Source organism: Xanthomonas cissicola (genome assembly GCF_008801575.1).
Taxonomy (GTDB): Bacteria; Pseudomonadota; Gammaproteobacteria; order Xanthomonadales; family Xanthomonadaceae; genus Xanthomonas; species Xanthomonas cissicola.
On record NZ_VZPL01000062.1, the window covers coordinates 1 to 20,600 of the forward strand.

Genomic DNA, 20,600 nt, shown 5'->3' on the forward strand with positions numbered 1-20,600 from the left:
CCTGCTTCAGCGTGGCGATGATCTGTGTCTCGGTGAACTTCGATGTGCGCATGGAACCTCCTGACTTGGGAACGATGCCAGAAAGATCTACTTATGCGGTGTCTGCGGATCGGGGGAGCTTACGGTTGTACACGCGCGAGAGCGTGCGCTTCAACGTGCCGGCCGCGTCCTTGGTGTCTTCCTTGACGCGATTGCCGGCGTTGTCCAGGGTGTAGTGGACGGTATTGCCCGCGTTGTCGGTGATGTCGGTCAGCCGATGCGCTGCATCGTAGGTGAAGGCAGTGAACGCGCCATCGGGCTGGGTGACCTGCCTGACTAGGCCGGTGGGCCAGTAGTCGATGCGGGTGATGCGGTCATCGGCCTCGCTGGACGCATCGCTTCCGCGCACCTTGCTGGCCGTCAGCCAGCCGCGCGGGTGATAGGTGTAGTCGGTGACGATGCCGTTGGTGTCCTTGATGGACAGCGGGCGGCCGGCGCCGTCGTAGGCGAGGTATTCGGTGGTTTGGCCGAGGGCGTTGGTGACTTTCTACAAGTCGCCTTTGCGGTGCGCACAGGTCGTTGGTGCTGCAGCGCAACTCGCATCATCGCTGAGGTAGTAGCTGTAGCGCGTGCTGTCGGCGATATCGCTGCGCGGGCCATCGCTGGAGAGCAGTACGCCCGCCAGCGGACAGGTGCCGGTGGCGATATCGGCTTCTTCGCAATAACGTTGCGTAACGACGCGGGAGGGACTTCCAGCTGGGTCGAGTTGCGAGATGGTCAGTGCCTGGCCTCTGGCGTTGTAGGTCCAGGCTGTCCTGGCCACCAGCGCATTGGCGGCGTCATAGCTGCGGCGGTCTACAGGTTGACGCAAGCTGGCGTGCCAATCGGTTTGTACCGTGCGCTTGCGGCCGGCCGTATCGTTGGCGGCATCGATCTTGCTGGTCAGGAGACCCCGATAGTTGTAAGTCCAGTCGGTGGAGACGCCGGCAAAATCGACTTCCAGATCGGGATAGCCATTGCCGTCATAGCTGCGGGACTGGAACGATGCGCTCGTGCATTCCGGGCATAGCCCCTGGACTGCGACCACCTTGGCCTGGCCGAGCTTGGACAGGCCAGTGCGCGTGATGGTGTTTCCTGATGGCGTGGTGACAGTAGAGGTGGTGCCTGCATAGGCGATCGTGAATTGGTCGATCGCTCCTGCCGGATTGCCATGCACGCTGCGGGTCACACGTTTTTGCGTATCGTAGCTCCATGACGCATAGACCTGGCCTTGTGCATCGCGATGTGTCGTCAGCGCATCCGGAAAGCGTGAATCGCCATATCCATAAGTGGCCACCGTCGAGGAGGCCGATGCTCCTGCCGCCTGCAAGGCCACCGAGCTCAAGCGCCCTTGGGTGTCATAGCCATAACCGAGGGTTGCACCATCGGGTAGCGTGACCTGGGCGACCCTGCCGGCTTGGTAGGCAAACACGATTTGCCGGCCGCGCAGGCCCCGCACCGACTGCAATTGCGTGCCGGCATAGGTCAACGTCAGTCGCTCGCCATCCGGATAGGCCATGCCGGTCAGTTTGCCGTCGGGGCCGAAGGTTTCTTGCGTATCGTCTGCAGTGGTGACTTGCCAGCCGGTCCGCACGCCGTTGTCGAGGAGTTCGGTCAGCACTTCGCGCACGTCCCAGTCGGGCGTCCAGATCCCGTTGGCAGACTTCTTGAAGGTGTAGAAATTGCCGTTGGGACGTGTCAGGACCACGGTTGCTGCATCGGCCACCGTCAACGCACGTGCGTAGCTATGCCGCCATGTGGAACCGAGTGCGGTAACGGGCTGCAAGCCAGCTGCGCTGCTGTAATAGCGTACGAACTCCAGATGTCCAACCGGGGCGCGGTAATCGACTGCGGTTTCGAGTTTGGCCCCGGTGAACACGTTCGCGGGATTGCCGGCCGTGGTCGGCCCGGTGGTGGCGTCGCAACAGCCGTTGTTCTTGCCAGGATCGATGGAGGGAGGAGATGCGCAGACTGCGCCGTTGGGCGTGGCGACTGGCTGGCCGCCATTGGTGCCGACGGTGTACTCGCAGCCTTGTTGACAGACTTTGTCGGTGCTGCCGGCTGCTGGGGCAATGGAAGGGCGGGCGGTGCAGGTAGAGGCGTAGAAACTGCTGTCTAGATAAGAAATCCAAGTGTAGTTATCAAACGCGCGATAGCATTCGACGACTGCTTCGTAACGCTGATCAAATGTTCGATCATTTACTTTACCGCTGTGGGTGTTTATTGCTCCGTATCCGCAAATCGCTTCGTTGCCTTCTCTCAAAGCATTGAGATAGGCCTGCCCTTGGTCACATAGGCTTGTGCCCGCATTGCACAAAACTGAGTCAACAGCTTGAGCTTTTGGTATCGGGATGAAACACAAGCACATCACGACGAGTGCAATCAAAAATCTTAACCTAGCGCCATGGAGAATTTTTTCGGGTGGCCTTTGCGCAAGATCTTTCATTGCTTCACTTTCCTTGTAGTGTAATTTTCTGCACGCAGCTGTAGTGAGGCTCGCGTGAAAGAAGCATATGGGGGCTATATCCGTTTGCCAAGCACTCCGGCTGTAAAAGCATCCGCACTAACTGGCGCGGTGCCTGAGCCCAAATGCAAAGACCGGCGGAATCGCCGGTCTTTGCTCATTGCTCCATCACCGCAGCGCTTACACCGACAACTCCAACAACAACTTATTCAACCGCCGCACATAGGCCGCAGGATCCTTCAGGCTATCGCCTGCAGCCAGCGCCGCCTGATCGAACAACACACGGCTCAGGTCGCCGAAGCGATCCATATCCTGCTCCGCATCCAGTTTTTCGATCAGCGGATGGGTGGGGTTGAATTCGAATACCGGCTTGCTTTCCGGCACCGCCTGGCCGCTGGCTTCCAGCAGCTGGCGCATCTGCAGGCCCAGGTCGCCTTGGCCGATCGCCAGGATCGCGGGGGAGTCTGTCAGGCGGTGCGAAACGCGTACTTCGGCCACGTCGCCCAACGCTGCCTTGATGCGCGAGGCCAGACCTTCCTTGGATTTGGCGACTTCTTCCTGCGCCTTCTTGTCTTCTTCCGAATCCAGCTTGCCCAGGTCCAGGTCGCCGCGTGCCACGTCCACGAACGACTTGCCGTCGAATTCGGTGAGATAGCTCATCAGCCATTCGTCGATGCGATCGGTGAGCAGCAGCACTTCGATGCCCTTCTTGCGGAACACCTCAAGATGCGGGCTGTCCTTGATCTGCGCATAGCTCTCGCCGGTGAGGTAGTACAGCTTGTCCTGGCCTTCGGCCAAACGACCTACGTAGTCGGCCAGGCCAATGCTCTGCGCGCCGCTGGTGTCGTGCGTGGAGGAGAAGCGCAGCAGGCCGGCGATCTTTTCGCGGTTGGCGTAATCCTCGGCCGGGCCTTCCTTCAATGCCTGGCCGAAGTTGCGCCAGAACGTGGCGTAGTCGTCCGGCTTGTCCTTGGCCAGCTTTTCCAGCATGTCCAGCGAGCGCTTGGTCAGTGCCGACTTCATCGAGTCGACCACCGGGCCGGACTGCAGGATCTCCCGGGAAACATTGAGCGAGAGGTCCGACGAATCCACCACACCCTTGATGAAACGCAGGTACAGCGGCAGGAACTGCTCGGCCTGGTCCATGATGAAAACGCGCTGCACGTACAGCTTCAGGCCCTTGGCCGAATCGCGGTGGTACAGGTCGAACGGCGCGCGGCCGGGCACGAACAGCAGCGAGGTGTATTCCAGCTTGCCTTCGACCTTGTTGTGGCTCCACGCCAACGGGTTGCCCGCGTCGTGCGCGACGTGTTTATAGAACTCCTGGTATTCCTCGTCCTTGATCTCGGACTTGGGGCGCGTCCACAGCGCGCTGGCGCGGTTGACGGCTTCCCACTCCGGCTCTGCCGGCTTGTCGGCGGCTTCGCCGTAATGCTCCTTGCGCATCTCGATCGGCAGGCCGATGTGGTCGGAGTATTTCTTGAGGATGCCGCGCAGCGTCCAGCCATCGGCGAACGATTCTTCGCCTTCCTTCAGGTGCAGCACGATGCGGGTGCCGCGCTCGGGCTTGTCGACGCTGGCGATTTCGAATTCGCCTTCGCCACGCGAGGACCAGTGAACGCCTTCGCTGGCCGGCAGGCCGGCGCGGCGCGAATACACGTCCACCTGGTCGGCGACGATGAACGCGCTATAGAAGCCTACGCCGAACTGGCCGATCAGGTTGGCGTCCTTCTTCTGGTCGCCGCTGAGGTGCTTGAGGAAATCGGCGGTGCCGGACTTGGCGATGGTGCCCAGGTGCGAGACCGCATCCTCGCGGCTCATGCCGATGCCGTTGTCGTCGATGGTGACGGTGCGCGCGTCCTTGTCGTAGTCGACGCGGATGCGCAGCTCGCCGCTGCCTTCCAGCAGCTCGGGCTTGACCAGGGCTTCGAAGCGCAGCTTGTCGGCGGCGTCGGCGGCATTGGAGACCAGCTCGCGCAGGAAGATTTCCTTGTTCGAGTACAACGAATGGATCATCAGCTGCAGCAGCTGCTTGACCTCGGTCTGGAAGCCGAGCGTCTGCTTATCGGTTTCAACGGTCATTGGGGTCGTGCTCCGTGGTAGTCCAGGCCGCAACTGGGCCGATGGCCTGGGGATGCGGCCGTCTACCGATTTTTCAAGGCGGGCCTGCGCGAATGTGCCGCGCGCGGCGGCTGGCGCGGGGTAGGGCGGCCGCGGCGATGGCGGCGGTATCATGGCCGGCCGTTCGTCCTGCCTTGAGCCATGTCGCCAACTGCGCTGCTGCCGTGCTGTACCCGCCCGCCCTCGACAGGTGCGTGGCGATGAGCCGCCCGCAGCGTCCGGCGCCGCGTGGCGCGGAAGGGCAGGTGCGCATCGTGGGCGGGCGCTGGCGCAATACGCGGCTGGCAGTGCCCAGCTTGCCTGGCCTGCGCCCCAGCAGCGACCGGGTGCGCGAAACGGTGTTCAACTGGCTGATGCCGCGCCTGCCCGGCGCGCGCGTGCTGGATCTGTTCGCCGGCTCGGGCGCGCTGGGCCTGGAGGCAGTGTCGCGCGGCGCGGCGCATGCCACCCTGATCGAACGCGACCCCGGCTTGGTGCAGCGGCTGCGCGAGCACGTGACCCGGCTCGACGCCGCCACGCAGGTGCAGGTGCTGCAGGAGGATGCGGTGCGCTGGCTGGAGCGTGCGCCCGCAGCGTTGGCCGATATCGTGTTCGTCGACCCGCCGTTCGCGGCCGGCCTGTGGCCGGCTGTGCTGGAGCGCCTGCCGGCGCATGTGGCTGCCGACGCCTGGCTCTACCTGGAAGCGCCCGCCGATGCGCCGCCGCTGCTACCGGCCGGCTGGCACCTGCACCGCGAGGGCGCCACCCGTGAGGTGCGCTATGCGCTGTACCGCCGGGCCGCTGCTACACTGAAGAGCGATCCGACCCCGGTAGTCTCCGTATGAGCGTTGCCAATAGCCGCACCGCCGTCTATCCCGGTACCTTCGACCCGATCACCAATGGGCATATCGACCTGGTGAATCGCGCCGCGCCGTTGTTCGAGCGCGTGGTGGTGGGCGTGGCGTACAGCCCCTCCAAGGGCCCGGCGTTGTCGCTGGAGCGCCGCGTGGCGCTGGCCCAGGAAGCGCTGGCGGCGCATACCAATGTGGAAGTGCGCGGCTTCGATACCTTGCTGGCGCATTTCGTGCGCGAGATGGGCGCCGGCGTGCTGCTGCGCGGCCTGCGGGCATTGTCCGACTTCGAATACGAATTCCAGATGGCCAGCATGAACCGCCATCTGATCCCGGAAGTGGAAACGCTGTTTCTCACCCCGGCCGAGCAATACAGCTTCATCTCGTCCTCGCTGGTGCGCGAAATCGCGCGGCTGGGCGGGGATGTGTCCGGCTTCGTGCCGGCATCGGTTGTCGAGGCCTTGCGGCAGGTGCGGCAGTCCCGCGCGCAGGCCTGATCATCTGCAGTTACATCACCACACGCATTTCAAAGGGAGGAGTTTCATGAAACACACCATGCGCGCTCTGGCGCTCGCTTCGATCGCCGCTCTCGCGGTCACCGCCTGCAAGAAGGAAGAGCCGGCGCCGACCGCGGCCGCCGCACCGGCCCCGTTGACCGCACCGGCCAAGGACGACAACGCCGGCTGGAAGAAGTACCTGCAGGAAGTGGTCGGCCAGAACCTGGGCACCACCACCAACAGCCCGTTCCTGTACTACTTGCCGCCGGAGTCGGACGCCGAATTTGCCGGCAGCTACGAGCGTCAGCTGGAAAGTGTCAAGACCGCACTGGCGCGCGGCGTGCAGCCGGGCAACATGCTGGCCTTCGGTTCGTCGGCGTCCAGCAAGATGGCCGACCTGATCGATGCAGCGTTCAAGGACGTGGCACCGGACTCGATGAAGGGTGTGCGCGTGCTGTTCATCGGCAATGCCGCCGATAACGCCCGTGTGCAGACCATCGTCCAGCCCAAGGGCGCGGAATACATCTTCGTTGAAGCCAAGTAATGCCGTACCAGGCCGGGTGCGCGGGAGGGCGCATCCGGCCGCAGCCTGGGAATGCACCATGCTGCCGAGTTCGCAGTCCACCGGAGCCGGCCGCGTCAGGCCGGTATCCGACAGCGCCCACGGCGTTGTCCACCTGCCCCTGCGCGCCACGTACGCCGGGCTGCGGCAGTACATTGCGTTCCAGCGCCTGCGGTTGCAGCGCGCTGTGTCGCGTCGCATCGTAGTGCCGATATGTCTCTGAAAATCAACGAGCTCTGCGTCAACTGCGACGTCTGCGAGCCGGCGTGCCCGAATCAGGCCATTTCGATGGGCGAAACCATCTACGTCATCGATCCGGCACGTTGCACCGAGTGCGTGGGCCATTTCGACGAAGCGCAGTGCGTGGTGGTGTGCCCGGTCGAATGCATCGACCCGGATCCGGCCATTCCGGAAACCCATGATCAGTTGCTGGCCAAGCTGATGCAGTTGCAGCGCGATCATCCCGAATTGTACGAACAGGAGCCCCCCGCCCCGTGAGCACTTTTTCCCGACGTTTTTCTTCGCGCGGCGTGTTTCTGCTGGCCTTTGTGCTGGCGCCAGCGGCCTGGTGCGCCGATGCCGCCAAGCCGGCGACGGCCACCACCGCAGCGGTTGCCGCGCATCCGCCCGGCGCGGCGATCGCCAGCGGCCATGCGCTGGCCACCGATGCCGGCCTGCAGATCCTGCGCGAAGGCGGGAATGCATTCGATGCCGCGGTGGCGGTGTCCTCCACACTGGCGGTGGTCGAGCCGATCAGCTCGGGGCTGGGCGGCGGCGGTTTCTTCCTGCTGCACGACGCCAAGACCGGCAGGGACGTGATGCTGGACGCGCGCGAAACCGCGCCCGCGTCGGCCACCGAAGCGCAATTTCTCGACAAGAAGGGCGAGCTGGACCGCGACCGCTCGGTCAACGGCCCGTGGTCGGCGGGTATCCCGGGCCTGCCCGCAGCGCTGGTGGAGCTGGCTGCCAAGCACGGCCGCCTGCCGCTCAAGCAGTCGCTGGCGCCATCGATTCGCATCGCGACCGAGGGCTTCCCGGTGTATGCGCGCATGGCCAAGGGCTATGCCTCGCGACGCGAGGTGATGGAGCGTTACCCCGGTACGCGCGCGGTGTATCTGCGCGGCGGCAAGCCCATTGCCGAAGGCGAGATCTTCAAGCAGCCGGAGCTGGCGCATACGCTGCAGCTGCTCGGCGACAAGGGGTTCGACGGCTTCTACAAGGGCGAAACGGCCAAGAAGCTGCTGGCCGGCGTGAAGCAGGCCGGCGGCCAGTGGAGCGCGGCCGAGCTGGCCGGCTATCGTGTCAAGGAGCGCGCGCCGATCCAGTTCGACTACCGCGGCTGGAAGATCACCACTGCGCCGCCGCCGTCGTCCGGTGGTATTGCGCTGGCGGCGATGCTGCAGATTCTGGAAGGCTGGGATTTGAACACGCTCGATGACGTGCATCGCACCCATCTGGTGGTGGAGTCGATGCGTCGCGCCTATCGGGATCGCACCTTCTTCCTGGGCGACCCGGACTTTGTGGACGTGCCGCAGCGCGTGCTGACCAGCAAGGATTACGCGCAAGGCCTGCGGGCCACCATCAACCCGGACAAGGCAACCCCCAGCGATCTGCTGTCGGGTAACCCCACGCCGCTGGAAGACGACGAGACCACGCACTTTTCCATCATCGATGGCGAAGGCAACCGCGTTGGCGCCACCCAGACGGTGAACCTGCTGTACGGCTCGGGCCTGATTCCCAAGGGCACCGGCGTGCTGCTCAACAACGAGATGGACGACTTCGCGCTCAAGCCCGGCACCCCGAACGCGTTCGGCGTGATGGGCTACGCCGCCAACGCGCCCAAGCCGGGCAAGCGCATGCTCAGCTCGATGACGCCCACCTTCATGGAATCGGCCGACAAGGCGATCGTGCTCGGCACCCCGGGCGGCAGCCGCATCATCACCATGGTGCTGCTGGGGATCCTGGGCTATGACGCCGGCCTGGATGCACAGGCGGTCAGCGCCTTGCCGCGTTATCACCACCAGTGGCTGCCGGACGTGATCGATGCCGAGACCGACGCGTTTTCGGCGCAGACCGCCAAGGGCCTGAAAGCGATGGGGCATGCGCTGAAATTGCCAGGCGACACCGCCGAAGGCGGCCGCGGCTCCAGCCATGTGTGGGGCAACCTGCAAACGGTGGAGTGGGACAAGCGCAGCAACGTGCTCAGCGGCGGCAGCGACCCGCGCAACCCGGTGGGCAAGGCGCAAGTGCAGTTGGACACTGCGGCACACTAAGGTGTGAAACCCATTGCGTTGACGCCCGGTAGCCGGCAATGCGGCCGGGCGTTGTTCGTTGTTTCGATCGACCGCCGCAGATGCAATGCGACCGTGGTTGCCCGGGGTGGCGCGTTTGCCGCCGGCCCGGCATGCAGTTGATCGGTGGCATGCAGTGATGATGAGCGCGGCATGGCTGCGTGCGAGGCGATCCGTGCATCGGGCGCATTACCGCAGCGATGCGGATTGACGCATCGGCTATGCCGGCATTGGACTTGTCGCTGCAAGATAATGCGGCGACCATCGCGGCATGACTATCTTCAAGACTCTGCTCACCAGCCTGATGGTCGTTTCGCCAGTGCTCGCCTGCGCTGCCGAGACGCCCGGCAGGCAGGAGGCCATGGCGGCCAGCGACGCCATCCACGTCAACCAGCTGGGCTATCTGCCGGGCTCGGCAAAACTGGCGATCGTCGGGCTGCCGCCGCAGGGCGCCGCGAACCGTTCGGACCGCTTCACGGTCGAAGATGCACAGGGACGCAGCGTGTTGCAGGGAATCCTGCAGCCGGCCGCGCTGTGGTCGCCGGCCGGTCAGCAGGCGCGGGTGGCGGATTTTTCCGGGCTGCGTGCGGCCGGGACCTATCGGTTGAAGGTCGACGGGCTGCCGGCATCGGAAACCTTCGCCATCAACGCGCATGCCTACCAGCCCCTGGTCGATGCAGCGTTGAAGGCGTTCTACTTCAACCGTGCCAGCACCGCACTGCCGGCACGCTACGCCGGGCGCTATGCGCGCGCGGCAGGGCACCCGGATACGCAGGTGCGCATCCATCGGTCCGCAGCGTCTGCGACGCGTCCAGCCGATAGCGTGATCAGCACGCCCAAAGGTTGGTACGACGCGGGCGACTACAACAAGTACGTGGTCAATTCCGGCATCAGCACCTACACCTTGCTGGCGGCCTACGAGCAGTATCCGGCGTTCTTCAAATCCAAACCGTTGACCATCCCCGACGATGCGCCCGGCGTGCCCGGCATCCTGCAGGAGGCCGGGTGGAATCTGGACTGGATGCTCGCCATGCAGGACCCGGCCGATGGCGGCGTGTACCACAAGCTCACCGACAAGCAGTTCGATGGCTTGGTGATGCCGGATCAGGCCACGCAGCAGCGCTACGTGGTGATGAAGACGACTGCCGCGAGCTTGGACTTCGCTGCCGTGATGGCCGTGGCCAGCCGCGTGTATGCGCCGTTTGAAAAGCAGTATCCGGGTCTGTCGGCGCGCATGTTGAAAGCCTCGCGGGCTGCGTGGGCGTGGGCGAAGCAGCATCCGGATGTGATCTACCAGCAGCCCAGCGACGTGCGCACCGGCGGTTACGACGATGCGCACCTGGACGACGAATTCGCCTGGGCGGCGGCCGAGTTGTACATCGCCACCGGCGAGGATGGGTTCTACGATGCGATGATCGCGCGCAACGTGCCGGCCACCGTGCCGTCGTGGGGCAATGTCGGTGGCCTGGCCTGGATGTCGTTGGCCGGGCATCGCGAGCAACTCACGCCGCATGCCGATCGCGCGCGGATCGCACGGGAGATCACCGGCCTGGCACAGCAGTTGGCCGACACCTGGCAATCATCGGCATGGCGGCTGGCGATGAACGATGGCGATTTCGTGTGGGGCAGCAATGCAGGGGTGCTCAACCGCGCGATGATGCTGCTACAGGGCTACCGGCTGACGCAGCAGCGGCAGTTTCTGGATGCGGCGCAATCGCAGCTGGACTACATCCTGGGCCGCAATCCGCTGGGGCTGTCGTTCGTGACCGGGATAGGCAAACGCACCCCGATGCATATCCATCACCGCCCCTCCGAGGCCGATGGTATCGAAGCGCCGGTACCGGGTTGGCTGGTCGGCGGCCCGCAGCCGGGGCAGCAGGATGCCAAGGAGTGCAAGGTGCCGTATCCCTCCAAACGGCCGGCGTTGTCATACCTGGACAACTTCTGCAGCTACTCCACCAACGAGGTGGCGATCAACTGGAATGCGCCGCTGGTGTATGTGAGCGCGGCGATCGAGGCGTCGACGCGCTGAGGCGGGCGTTTTCAGCGCGACAGAACGCTTGCCTTCTTCCTCCGGGAGAAGGTGGCGCGTAGCGCCGGATGCGGGTACGGCGTCGGCAGGAACACCGACACATCGTACCCTCACCCCAACCCCTCTCCCGCAGGAGAGGGGCTTAGATCTGCTGCAATTCATGCTGCCTGCGTACCAAAGGTTCGGTCACCTGCATCTCTGAATGACGCTTTTAGCTATAACCAGCAACATGATCGAGATCGGACGCGCTGCGGCATTTCCTTCTGCCGTCGGGAGAAGGTGGCGCGTAGCGCCGGATGAGGGTAGGGCGGCAGCAAGAACACTGGCATGCCGTACTCTCACCCCAACCCCTCTCCCGGGGGGAGAGGGGCTTAAACTTACTCCAGCCGCGTCCCAAAGATCCGGTCGCCTGCATCGCCCAGGCCGGGCAGGATGTAGCCCTTGTCGTTGAGGTGGTCGTCGATGGCCGCGGTATAGACCTCGACATCCGGGTGCACCGCTTCCAGCGCCTTCAGGCCTTCCGGCGCAGCGACCAGAAAGATGCCTTTGATGCGCCGTGCGCCCGCGCGCTTGAGCATGTCGATGGTGGCGATCAGGGTGCCGCCGGTGGCCAGCATCGGATCCAGGATCAGTGCGTCGCGTTCTTCCAGGCGGCCAGTGAGGCGTTCGAAATAGGGCACCGGTTGCAGGGTCTCTTCATCGCGCTGCAGACCGACCACGCTCACGCGTGCGGCAGGAATCAGTGCCAGTACGCCGGGCAGCATGCCCAGACCGGCGCGCAGGATCGGTACCAAGGTGATCTTTGCGCCGGCAATGCGCTGCACCGTCACCGGGCCGGCCCAGCCCGGCTGGGTGTGCGATTCGGTGTCCAGGTTGGCGGTGGCCTCGTAGGCCAGCAGCGTGCCCAGTTCGGTGACCAGTTCGCGGAAGCCCTTGGTGCTCAAGGCGGCATCGCGCAGCAGGCCGATCTTGTGCTGGACGAGGGGGTGGCGGACTTCGACGATTTTCATGGGTGGGGGCAGGCGGGAGAGAGGCACAGTGTGCCGCAGCCGCGCGGTGTGTCGCCACATTTCGGGTGTGATCGCCGATGCATATGTCATGTCAGTGAAACGTCGTAGACATAGTGTGCCCACCCATTCTTAACCGATTGGGGAAGCACCCGTGTTGAACAAGACTCCGCTCTGCCTGGCGATCACGCTGACGTTGGCTGCGGCTACGTGGAGTCCGCTGGCGCATGCGGCCGAGGGTGCGGCCACTGGCGGCGCTGCCAGCGCTGCGGCAATCGACCTGGAGCGGCTGGAGGTGCGCCCGCAGCTGGAAGCGCAGGAGCGCGCAGTCGATCTCAAGCGTGCCTCCGATGCCATCCAGGATGCCGTCGCCTCCGATGCGATGGGACGTTATCCGGACAAGAATGTTGCAGAATCCTTGCAGCGCCTGCCCGGCGTCAGCGTCACGCGCGACCAGGGCGAAGGCCGCTTCGTGGTCATCCGCGGCCTGGATTCGTCGCTCAACAGCGTCACCATCGACGGCATGACCATGGGCACGCCGGAAGACGGCACGCGCTCGGCACCGCTGGACGTGATTCCCTCCGATTCCACCGAGCGCCTGAAGGTGGTCAAGTCGCCGACCCCGGACATGCCGGGCGATTCCATCGGCGGGGCGATCCAGGTGGAATCCACCTCCGCCTTCGATCGCGACGGACGCACGTTGCGCGGCTCCATCGAAGCCAGCCACCAATCGCTGTCGGGCAAGACCAGCCCGAAGGGCGCGTTCAACTACAGCGACATCTTCAATGGCACCTTCGGGGTGGCGGTGGGTGTGAACTACCAGGACCGCGAGTTCGAATCGGACAATACCGAAGTGGCCTACGACACCTTCGACGGCGGCGCGGACGACGATCTGTTCGCCGGCGAAGTGCAGCGCCGCAAATACTTCATCGAACGCACCCGCATGGGTGCGAACCTCAATCTGGACTGGCGCCCGGACGCGGATAACCGCTACTACCTGCGCACGCTCTACAGCCGCTTCGACGATGCCGAAACGCGTCAGCGCACCATCTTCGGTTTGAGCGATGGCGAGGTCAGTGCCAATGGCGACGGCACCTATACCGTGGCCAACCTGCCGGCCGACAGCATTTCCAAGCGCGTGCGCTACCGCACCAAGAAGGAAGACACCATGGCATTGAGCGTGGGCGGCGAAAACCGCCTGAGCGCCGCCACCGTGGATTACAAGCTGGGCTACACCAAGACCCGCGAACGCGTGAACGATGAAAAGGAAGCGCGCTTCAATTACGACGGCGACGATCTGGCGGCCACGGTGGATCAGCGCAGTGGCATTCCGAAGCTGGGCTTTTCCGACAACGGTTGGCAGAGCAACGATGATTTCGTATTCGATCGCTTCGTGATTGCGCCCACGCAGGTGGACGACAGCGAGCGCAGCGCGCAGATCAATATGCGCTTCGACGGCGAGCGTTCCAGCCTGAAGATGGGCGTGCTCGGCCGCTGGCGCGAGCGCGGGGTCAACGTGGACGAAAGCGAGCTGCGTCGTGGGCCGGCCATCGACCTGAGCGACTGGACCACCGCCGCGCCCGGACACCGCGGCGGCACCTTGGGCCAGAGCATCGGCTCGGACGGCATGCGCCGCTACTGGAACACCTCCGGCGATCTGTACAGTGCACGCCCGCAAGATGTGGGCGGCAATCTGCAGACCTCGCTGCAGGACGATTACACGGCCACCGAAGATGTCTTCGCCACCTATGCGATGGGCACCTGGGACATCGGCGCGCTGCGCATGATCGCCGGCGTGCGGGTGGAAAATACGCAGTTCAATGCCACCGGCAACCAGGTTGACGTGGCAGCCAATGGCCGCACCGCCACGGTGACGCCGCGCGAGGCCTCCAGCAGCTACACCAACGTGCTGCCCGGCCTGCATCTGCGTTACGACAGTGGCAATGACTGGGTACTGCGCTTTGCGGCCAACAAGACCTTGTCGCGCCCGGCGTTCGGCGATGTGTCGCCGCGCGTGAGCATCAACCGTGGCGATAACGAGGTGAGTCTGGGCAACCCCGATCTCGATCCGTACCGCTCGCAGAATCTGGACCTGTCGTTCGAAAAATACATCGGCAGCACCGGCGTGATCTCGCTGGGCGTGTTCCACAAGTCGATCGACGACTACATCGTGCAGACCATCAATACCGATGATGCGGAATTTCCGGGCCTGCAGGTCACACGCTCGATCAATGGCGACACCGCAAAGGTGCGCGGCGCGGAATTCAATTGGCAGCAGACCCTGGACTTCCTGCCCGAGGGCTGGAATGGCTTTCTGGTGGGTGCCAGCGCCACGGTGCTGGACAGCGATTTCAACCCGGGCCTGGAAAATCGTGCCGGCGATGACTTCACCCTGCCGCGTGCGTCCAAGCGCATCTACAGCGGCCACCTGGGCTACGAAAAATACGGGTTCAGCGCGCGCGTGGCGGCGGTGTATCGCAGCCAATATCTGGACACCATCGGGCAGAGCCGTGCGTACGATATCTACGTCGCCCCACACACGCAGCTGGATTTCAGCATGAACTATCAATTCAACAGCCACGTCAGCCTGTATCTGGAAGCGCAGAACCTGCTGGACGAGCCGTTGGAGCTGTATCAGGGCATCCGCTCGCGCACCCTGCAGAATGAAGAGTACGGCCGCACCTACGCGCTTGGCCTGAAGGTGGCGCTGTGATCGCACCACGCACCGTCGTGCAGATCACGCTGCTGTCCGCCGCCGCATTGGTCGGTTGCGCCAGCGCCCCGGCCGGCCGCGAAGCCGACGAAGCGCTGCTGAAGGATCCCTTGCTCAGCGAGGCCAAGGTGGCGCACGACGTGGTGCCGGAAGCCTTCATTACCGCGCTGACGCCATCGGACAACCTGGATTCGCCGGCCAGCTGGCTGGCGCCGGATGGCCGCCGTTGGGTGATCGCCACGGCCAAGGGCACGCATGCGCTGGTGGTGTTCGACGGCGACAGCGGCAAGCGGCTGCACGTGGTCGGCGGCAAGGGCAAAGCCCTGGGCAAACTCGACCGCCCCAATGGCATCTCGGTGGTCGATGACCTGGTGTTCGTGGTGGAGCGCGACAACCGGCGCGTGCAGGTCTTCTCCTTGCCCGATCTCACGCCGGTGACGGCGTTTGGCCAGAACGAGTTGCGCGAGCCCTACGGCCTGTGGGTACGCAAGCACGATGGCGGCTACGAGGTGGTGGTCAGCGACAACTACATGTCGCCGGCCAACAAGGATCTGCCGCCGCCGCTGGCCGAACTTGGCAAGCGCTTTCGGCGTTATCAGCTCAATGCTGCAGGGCAGGGCTGGCAGGCACGCCTGACGCAGAGTTTTGGCGACACCAGCGAAGCGGGCGCGGTGCGGATTGCCGAATCGGTGTTCGGCGATGAAGCCAATGCGCGGCTGATGATTGCCGAAGAGGACATGGCCGTGGGCACGCAGTTGCGCGACTACGGCATGGACGGGCGGTATCGCGGCCGCGACGTCGGCGCCGGGCTGTTCAAGGCGCAGGCCGAGGGCATCGGCCTGTTCGCATGCAGCGACGGTAGTGGCTACTGGATCGCCACCGATCAGTTCAAGGACCGCAGCGTATTCCAGGTCTTCGATCGCAAGACGTTGGCGCATGTCGGCGCCTTTGCCGGCCGTGTGACCGCCAACACCGATGGCGTGTGGCTGGATCAACGCGGCGATGCGCGCTTTCCGGGCGGCGTGTTCTACGCGTTGCATGACGACCAGGCGGTGGCCGCGTTCGATTGGCGCGATATCGCGCGGACATTGCGCCTGAAGGAGTGCACGCCATGATGGCCGGGCGCGCATCGATCTACGCGTTGCTGGCAGCGATCGCAACCACGAGCATTCACGCGTCGGCGGCCGACCGCGCTGCCGAACCCAATACGCAGGTGCCGGCGGGTTCCATGCATTATGTTGCCGACGGCTTCCCGGACCGCATCGTTGCCACCCCCGCCCAGGACGCGGCCACCGGGTTTGCGGTTGCCTGGCGCACCGATGCCAGCGTCGAGAGGCCCTGGCTGGAACTGGTGGTCGCCGGCGATTCGCCGGATGTGGGTACGCCCCGACGCATTCGGGCGAGCACGCTGACGCTCGCCAGCGAAAACGGCAGCTCGCATCACCATCGCGCCGATGTCGATGGGCTGCAGCCGGACACGATGTACGCGTACCGCGTACCGCGTACCGCGTGCAGGGGCAGGGAACCTGGGGCGCGTGGAATCACTTCCGCACGGCTGCCACAGCCACCACGCCGCTGACCTTGCTGTATTTCGGCGATACACAGAACAAGAACCTCAGCCTGGTCTCGCGGGTGATCCGTCAGGCCTGGCGCTCGGCACCGGACGCGCGGCTGGCCTTGTTCGCTGGCGACCTGGTCAGCGGCAAGGACGGCCAGGACGACAACGAATGGGCCGAGTGGTTCGAGGCCGGGCGCTGGCTGCTGGAAGGCACTGCAGTGGCGCCAGCGCCGGGCAATCACGAGTATCACGAAGAAGGCGAGGACACGCCGCAGGCAACGCGCATTCTCGGCAGTCATTGGCCGGTGACCTTTGCATTGCCGCGCAACGGACCGTCGGCCGCCGCGCGCACCAGCTACTGGTTCGACTACCAGGGCGTGCGCGTTGCCGTGCTCGACGGCACCTCGGCGCTGGATCTGGGCACCGGCCCCGCGCAGGCGCAGTGGCTGGACAAGGTGCTGGCCGACAACCCGCATCCCTGGTCGATCGTGCTGATCCATCAGCCATTCTTTTCGCCGCGCGCCGATCGCGAAAACGAAAAGTTGGTCGAACAGGTGTTGCCGGTGATCCGCCGCCATAAGGTGGATCTGGTGTTGCAGGGCCACGACCACACCTATGGCCGGCGCGGCGATGCGGCCGGGCAGGCGACACCGGTATTCGTGGTCTCGGTCGCCGGGCCCAAGCAGTACCGCCTGTCGGACATGGCGCGCACCACCATGCGCCCGGTGGGCGAAGACACCCAGCTCTATCAGGTGCTGCGTCTGGATAGCCAGCATCTGGTGTACGAATCGCGCACGGCCACCGGACGTCTCTACGACGCGTTCGAACTGCAACGCGACAGCAACGGCAGCAAACGCTTGATCGAACGCGAGGCCGGACGCATTGCGCCGCGCAATTGCCCGCGCAGTGCAACCCTCAAGGGGCGTGCGGATCGATGCTGGGAATGAGCGAGGGCAGGCAATAGCCTGTCCGCAATGCCGTGCTGCCGGTGGGCAGAGCCAGCAATGCGCAGCGTATCTGCAAGCTAGGTGCACATAGCGGTGTGTCCGCCGCCGGCTTCTTCGACGTGCCCGACTGCCGCCTTGAATATGACAAGGCAGCAAGCGGTTTAATCAGGATTCCGACTGCATTTACGCGTTGTTTCAATACTTCGCATCTGCATAGCTTGTTTCTATGGGCCTGCGTTTGATCATCAGCGAGTGCGATTTATGTCACGTCGATAGTGCGACTACGGTTGGTGCGGTCGGGCCAGCGACCAGGTAGCCGAATCGATGCGGCACTGCGGTGGCGGCTCGGTTCCCCCATAGCCCGAGTCGCCCCCCATGATTCCCCAACTGATTCACCTGACCGCACCTACCAAGCAACTGCTATGGGAAGAGCGCAGAATCTGCGATCGCCTGCAGCGCCTGTTGCCTGGATGGACTTGTTACGTCTGGGACGATGCCGATAACTCCCAGCTGATGCGGCGTGCGTTCCCCGAGTTTGCCGAGCGCTACGAGCAGATTCGCTTCGGTGTGATGAAAGCCGATATCGCCCGCTGCGCGTACATGCACGCACATGGCGGCTTCTACTTCGACACCGACTACAAACTGCTACGACCGCTCGATGCGCAGGTGCTGTCGCAGCATTGGGTGCTGCCCGTCGAGGAAGGTGCGCCGGGCCAGGAAGACTTCAAGATCGGCAATGCCGTGTTCGGCTCCGAGCCCGGGCATCCGTTCTGGCGCGCGTTCATCGAGCACATCTTTACCGCGCATGCCCCGGAAACGCTGCAGGACCACCGCGAGATTCCGATGATTTCGGGCCCGCGTGGACTGACGCGTTTCTACAACGCGCACGGTGGGCAGTTCGCCGACATCCTGTTCCCGCCACGCGATGCCTTCCACCCGGATCGCACCTGGTTCGGGCTTGGCCATCGTGGCGGCAAGAGCGCGGTCGGCTCGCACCTGTGCTGGGCTTCGTGGCGCGGCAAGTCGCCGCGGCGTGCGCTGACCAACTACCTGCGCCGCAAGTTGAACGCTGTGCCGATTTGAGTGGCAGCGTGCGCGTGATAGGGCAATCGGCCTGGGGCAGGGCCGCTCGGGTCGAATCTGAGTGAGGTCATTGCCCTGCATGCTGCCGGCGATTTATGCGAGCGCAAGCTTGCATGTTCAATTCGCTTCGCATCGTGTGTTGCAGGTGTTGCGCGAATTCGGACCAGGCAACGCAGGCCGGACAATGGCTGATGGCCCAGCCTGGATCGGTGGACGCAACCGAAGGCTTGCGCCACTGTCGCTGACACCGATCAGGGTTCCAAGGCACACCGCAGAGAACTGGTAGCAGACCTATCAGCCATCTGTAGCACACCGACGCCATACGCGCCGGCATGCCGCGTTGAGCGAATCAGGCTGCCTCGGCCTGCACCTGGCGTGGGCCTTCCTTGAGCGCACGCGCGATCAGGCCGACCAGCAGATCGAGCTCGTCTTCATCCATCGCAAAATGCGGAGTGAAGCGCAGCGAATTCTCGCCGCCGTGGATCACGTTGACGCCGCGATGGCGCAACCACTCCTCGGTGGAACCGGCGCCGTAGCACTTGAATTGCGGTGCAAGTTCGCAGGAGAACAACAGGCCGGTGCCTTGCACCTTGGTGATCAAGCCGCCGAGTTCGGCCTGCAGCGCTTCCAGCTTGGCAATCGCCTGCGCACCGCGGATGCGGATGTTGTCGCGCACCTGCGGCGTGAACAAGGCCAACGTGGCGCAAGCCACATCGAGCGCGCGCGGGTTGGTGGTCATGGTGTTGCCGTAGGTGCCCTTGCGATACACCTGCGCGGCGTGTTCGGTCACCGCCAGCACCGACAGCGGGTACTGGGCCGCGTTGAGCGCCTTGGAATAGGTCTCCAGATCCGGCGGGTCGAGCTGCTCGAACCCCGGGTAGTCCACCACCGACAGTACGCCATGCGCGCGCAGCCCGGCCTGGATGGAATCGACCAGCAACAGGCTGCCATGGGTCCGGGTGAGCGCGCGCGCGGCGGCGTAGAACTCGGCCGGCAACGCACGCCCCGGGTCGCCTTCGCCCATCACCGGCTCCAGGAATACCGCTTCGATAAACCAGTGATTGCGCGCGGCCTCATCGAAGGCGCGTTGCAATGCGGCCACGTCGTACGGGGCGATCGCGATGACCGAATCCTCGTCGCGGTAGCTGGCCAGGTATTTGGTATAGGTCTTGCGACTGGAATCGGAATACAGGCCCGGGCGATCGGTGCGGCCATGGAAGCTGCCCTTGACCACCAGGCGCTTGATGGTGGCACCGGCGTGCCGCGCGCCGGGGTCGGTGTGCAGCTTGGCGTTGGTATCGACGATGCGGGCGGCCAGGCCCACCGCTTCGGAGCCGGAATTGAGACACATGAAGCGTGCGAACGGGCAGCCGCCGCGGCTGTGGCCGATCTCGGCACGCAGGGCGCGATCGAGCCGGCGTTGCGCCAGGCTGGGCGTCATCACGTTCGCCATCACCTGCGGGCGCGCCATGGCCTCGAGAACCGCGGCCGGCGTATGGCCGAAGCCGAGCATGCCGTAGCCGCCGGCGTCGTAGAGCACCGCGCCCTTGAGCGTGACCACCCATGGTCCGCGTGCGGCCAGTGCCACGTAAGGCGTCACTGCGTCGTCGGCGTAGAAATTGATGAAACCTTCCTGCACTGCGCCGATCTGCGCCTCTTCGTCCAGGTCCAGCAGGTCGGCGGCGTCATCGCGCACCAGCGCGTATTCGGCTGCCGCCGCATGGATGGCCTCCTTCAGGTCAGGGTGGCTGACGGCCAGGCGCGCGATGGTCGCGTCGTCCAGGCCTTCGGTCAGGCGGCGGCCGGTATGGGCACGCAGCGGGGCGAGCGGGGCAAGGACGGACATGGCGCATCTCCTTCAAAGGTGGCGTTCCCTTCCTATTATCGGCAGAAGATCGGCGTTTGGCAGCGTGAATCTGGGCAAGAAGTACGATATTTTCGGCGATTCGCCGAAACGAATGCGCAATAGTGAAGATCACCCCGTCCGACGAACGCCTGTTATCGCTGCTGCGCGAAGACGCACGCGTCTCCACCGCCCAGATCGCGCGGCGGCTCGGGCTCTCGCGCACGACCGTGCAGAGCCGCATCGAAAAGCTCGAACGCGACGGCGTGATCAGCGGCTACACCGTGCGCACGCATGACCACTACGAGCAGGGCCGCATCCGCGCGCACATCCTGATCACCGTGCTGCCCAAGAAAATGCCTGCCGTGGTGAAGGCCCTGCGCGATATTCCGGAGGTGCGCCTGCTGCATTCGGTCAGCGGTGCCTACGACCTGGTCGCCCTGGGGGTGGTCGGCGGCGTCAACGAGATGGACGTGCTCACCGACGCCATCGGCGCCATCGACGGCGTGGAGCGCACGACCAGCGCGATCATCCTGTCGACCAAATTCGAGCGGTGAATGGAGAATCGGGAATAGGGAATCGTAAGAGCAGCGAATCGGGGGCGGAAAGGCGACGATGAAGCGCTGCCGCCCGT

Annotated in this window: 13 protein-coding genes and 2 pseudogenes; 11 read left to right on the top strand and 4 right to left on the bottom strand. The window is 64.4% G+C overall.

The genetic code is table 11. The annotated features are described in order from the left end of the window. Positions 1 to 121: 121 nt before the first annotated feature. Together F7R02_RS19575 and htpG are read right to left on the bottom strand one after the other, a co-directional pair. A pseudogene (locus F7R02_RS19575) lies at positions 122 to 2,464 on the bottom strand (DUF6531 domain-containing protein); the annotation flags it as partial. Between the two features lie 198 nt (positions 2,465 to 2,662). Beyond that, the gene (gene htpG / locus F7R02_RS19580) at positions 2,663 to 4,564 is read right to left on the bottom strand and encodes a molecular chaperone HtpG (RefSeq protein WP_078589970.1); all 1,902 of its coding nucleotides are present in this window, start codon (positions 4,562 to 4,564) and stop codon (positions 2,663 to 2,665) included. A gap of 173 nt (positions 4,565 to 4,737) precedes the next feature. Here htpG and rsmD point away from each other — a divergent pair, with 173 nt between their 5' ends. The 6 genes from rsmD (at position 4,738) to F7R02_RS19615 (ending at position 10,815) form a co-directional block, all read left to right on the top strand. Beyond that, positions 4,738 to 5,427 carry a 16S rRNA (guanine(966)-N(2))-methyltransferase RsmD gene (gene rsmD / locus F7R02_RS19585; protein WP_029829133.1) on the top strand — a complete coding sequence of 230 codons (690 nt, stop codon included), beginning with the start codon at positions 4,738 to 4,740 and terminating at the stop codon, positions 5,425 to 5,427. Then, positions 5,424 to 5,930, top strand: coding sequence for a pantetheine-phosphate adenylyltransferase (gene coaD, locus F7R02_RS19590; protein ID WP_078589971.1), 507 nt, complete (start codon positions 5,424 to 5,426; stop codon positions 5,928 to 5,930). Before rsmD ends, coaD begins: the two co-directional genes overlap by 4 nt. A gap of 46 nt (positions 5,931 to 5,976) precedes the next feature. Continuing rightward, positions 5,977 to 6,474, top strand: a complete 498-nt coding sequence (locus tag F7R02_RS19595) for a hypothetical protein (RefSeq protein ID WP_005931897.1) — start codon at positions 5,977 to 5,979, stop codon at positions 6,472 to 6,474. A gap of 231 nt (positions 6,475 to 6,705) precedes the next feature. After that, entirely contained in the window at positions 6,706 to 6,990 is a 285-nt protein-coding gene (locus tag F7R02_RS19605) for a YfhL family 4Fe-4S dicluster ferredoxin (protein WP_003489796.1), read from the top strand. Continuing rightward, the gene (gene ggt / locus F7R02_RS19610) at positions 6,987 to 8,765 is read left to right on the top strand and encodes a gamma-glutamyltransferase (RefSeq protein WP_033485227.1); all 1,779 of its coding nucleotides are present in this window, start codon (positions 6,987 to 6,989) and stop codon (positions 8,763 to 8,765) included. Before F7R02_RS19605 ends, ggt begins: the two co-directional genes overlap by 4 nt. 289 nt (positions 8,766 to 9,054) lie before the next feature. Further along, on the top strand, positions 9,055 to 10,815 hold the full coding sequence (locus F7R02_RS19615) for a glycoside hydrolase family 9 protein (protein WP_078589972.1): 1,761 nt from the start codon (positions 9,055 to 9,057) through the stop codon (positions 10,813 to 10,815). A gap of 377 nt (positions 10,816 to 11,192) precedes the next feature. On the opposite strand, the gene upp is transcribed toward F7R02_RS19615, so the two are convergent. Then, positions 11,193 to 11,825 carry a uracil phosphoribosyltransferase gene (gene upp, locus F7R02_RS19620; RefSeq protein WP_005931906.1) on the bottom strand — a complete coding sequence of 211 codons (633 nt, stop codon included), beginning with the start codon at positions 11,823 to 11,825 and terminating at the stop codon, positions 11,193 to 11,195. 151 nt (positions 11,826 to 11,976) lie between these two features. Here upp and F7R02_RS19625 point away from each other — a divergent pair, with 151 nt between their 5' ends. The 4 genes and pseudogenes from F7R02_RS19625 (at position 11,977) to F7R02_RS19640 (ending at position 18,123) form a co-directional block, all read left to right on the top strand. Further along, positions 11,977 to 14,535, top strand: a complete 2,559-nt coding sequence (locus F7R02_RS19625; protein WP_167521067.1) for a TonB-dependent receptor — start codon at positions 11,977 to 11,979, stop codon at positions 14,533 to 14,535. Then, positions 14,532 to 15,650, top strand: coding sequence for a phytase (locus F7R02_RS19630; protein WP_139370959.1), 1,119 nt, complete (start codon positions 14,532 to 14,534; stop codon positions 15,648 to 15,650). Before F7R02_RS19625 ends, F7R02_RS19630 begins: the two co-directional genes overlap by 4 nt. Further along, positions 15,647 to 17,040 (top strand): annotated as a pseudogene (locus F7R02_RS19635) (purple acid phosphatase family protein). The gene F7R02_RS19630 and the pseudogene F7R02_RS19635 overlap by 4 nt, the downstream one beginning before the upstream one ends. A gap of 375 nt (positions 17,041 to 17,415) precedes the next feature. After that, positions 17,416 to 18,123: a glycosyltransferase family 32 protein gene (locus tag F7R02_RS19640; protein WP_078589973.1), complete on the top strand. Its 708-nt coding sequence runs from the start codon at positions 17,416 to 17,418 to the stop codon at positions 18,121 to 18,123. A gap of 349 nt (positions 18,124 to 18,472) precedes the next feature. Here the strand turns inward: F7R02_RS19640 and F7R02_RS19650 are convergent, their stop codons facing one another. After that, positions 18,473 to 19,969: an aminotransferase class III-fold pyridoxal phosphate-dependent enzyme gene (locus F7R02_RS19650; RefSeq protein ID WP_078589974.1), complete on the bottom strand. Its 1,497-nt coding sequence runs from the start codon at positions 19,967 to 19,969 to the stop codon at positions 18,473 to 18,475. Between the two features lie 122 nt (positions 19,970 to 20,091). Here F7R02_RS19650 and F7R02_RS19655 point away from each other — a divergent pair, with 122 nt between their 5' ends. Then, positions 20,092 to 20,523 (top strand): Lrp/AsnC family transcriptional regulator, encoded by a 432-nt coding sequence (locus tag F7R02_RS19655; RefSeq protein ID WP_078589975.1) that lies wholly within the window; start codon positions 20,092 to 20,094, stop codon positions 20,521 to 20,523. The last annotated feature ends 77 nt before the right edge of the window (positions 20,524 to 20,600 follow it).

Excerpts from the sequence above, each read along its gene's own strand:
- htpG (WP_078589970.1), bottom strand. The coding sequence starts at position 4,564 with ATGACCGTTGAAACCGATAAGCAGACGCTCGGCTTCCAGACCGAGGTC.
- coaD (WP_078589971.1), top strand. The coding sequence starts at position 5,424 with ATGAGCGTTGCCAATAGCCGCACCGCCGTCTATCCCGGTACCTTCGAC.
- F7R02_RS19595 (WP_005931897.1), top strand. The coding sequence starts at position 5,977 with ATGAAACACACCATGCGCGCTCTGGCGCTCGCTTCGATCGCCGCTCTC.
- F7R02_RS19605 (WP_003489796.1), top strand. The coding sequence starts at position 6,706 with ATGTCTCTGAAAATCAACGAGCTCTGCGTCAACTGCGACGTCTGCGAG.
- F7R02_RS19615 (WP_078589972.1), top strand. The coding sequence starts at position 9,055 with ATGACTATCTTCAAGACTCTGCTCACCAGCCTGATGGTCGTTTCGCCA.
- upp (WP_005931906.1), bottom strand. The coding sequence starts at position 11,825 with ATGAAAATCGTCGAAGTCCGCCACCCCCTCGTCCAGCACAAGATCGGC.
- F7R02_RS19640 (WP_078589973.1), top strand. The coding sequence starts at position 17,416 with ATGATTCCCCAACTGATTCACCTGACCGCACCTACCAAGCAACTGCTA.
- F7R02_RS19650 (WP_078589974.1), bottom strand. The coding sequence starts at position 19,969 with ATGTCCGTCCTTGCCCCGCTCGCCCCGCTGCGTGCCCATACCGGCCGC.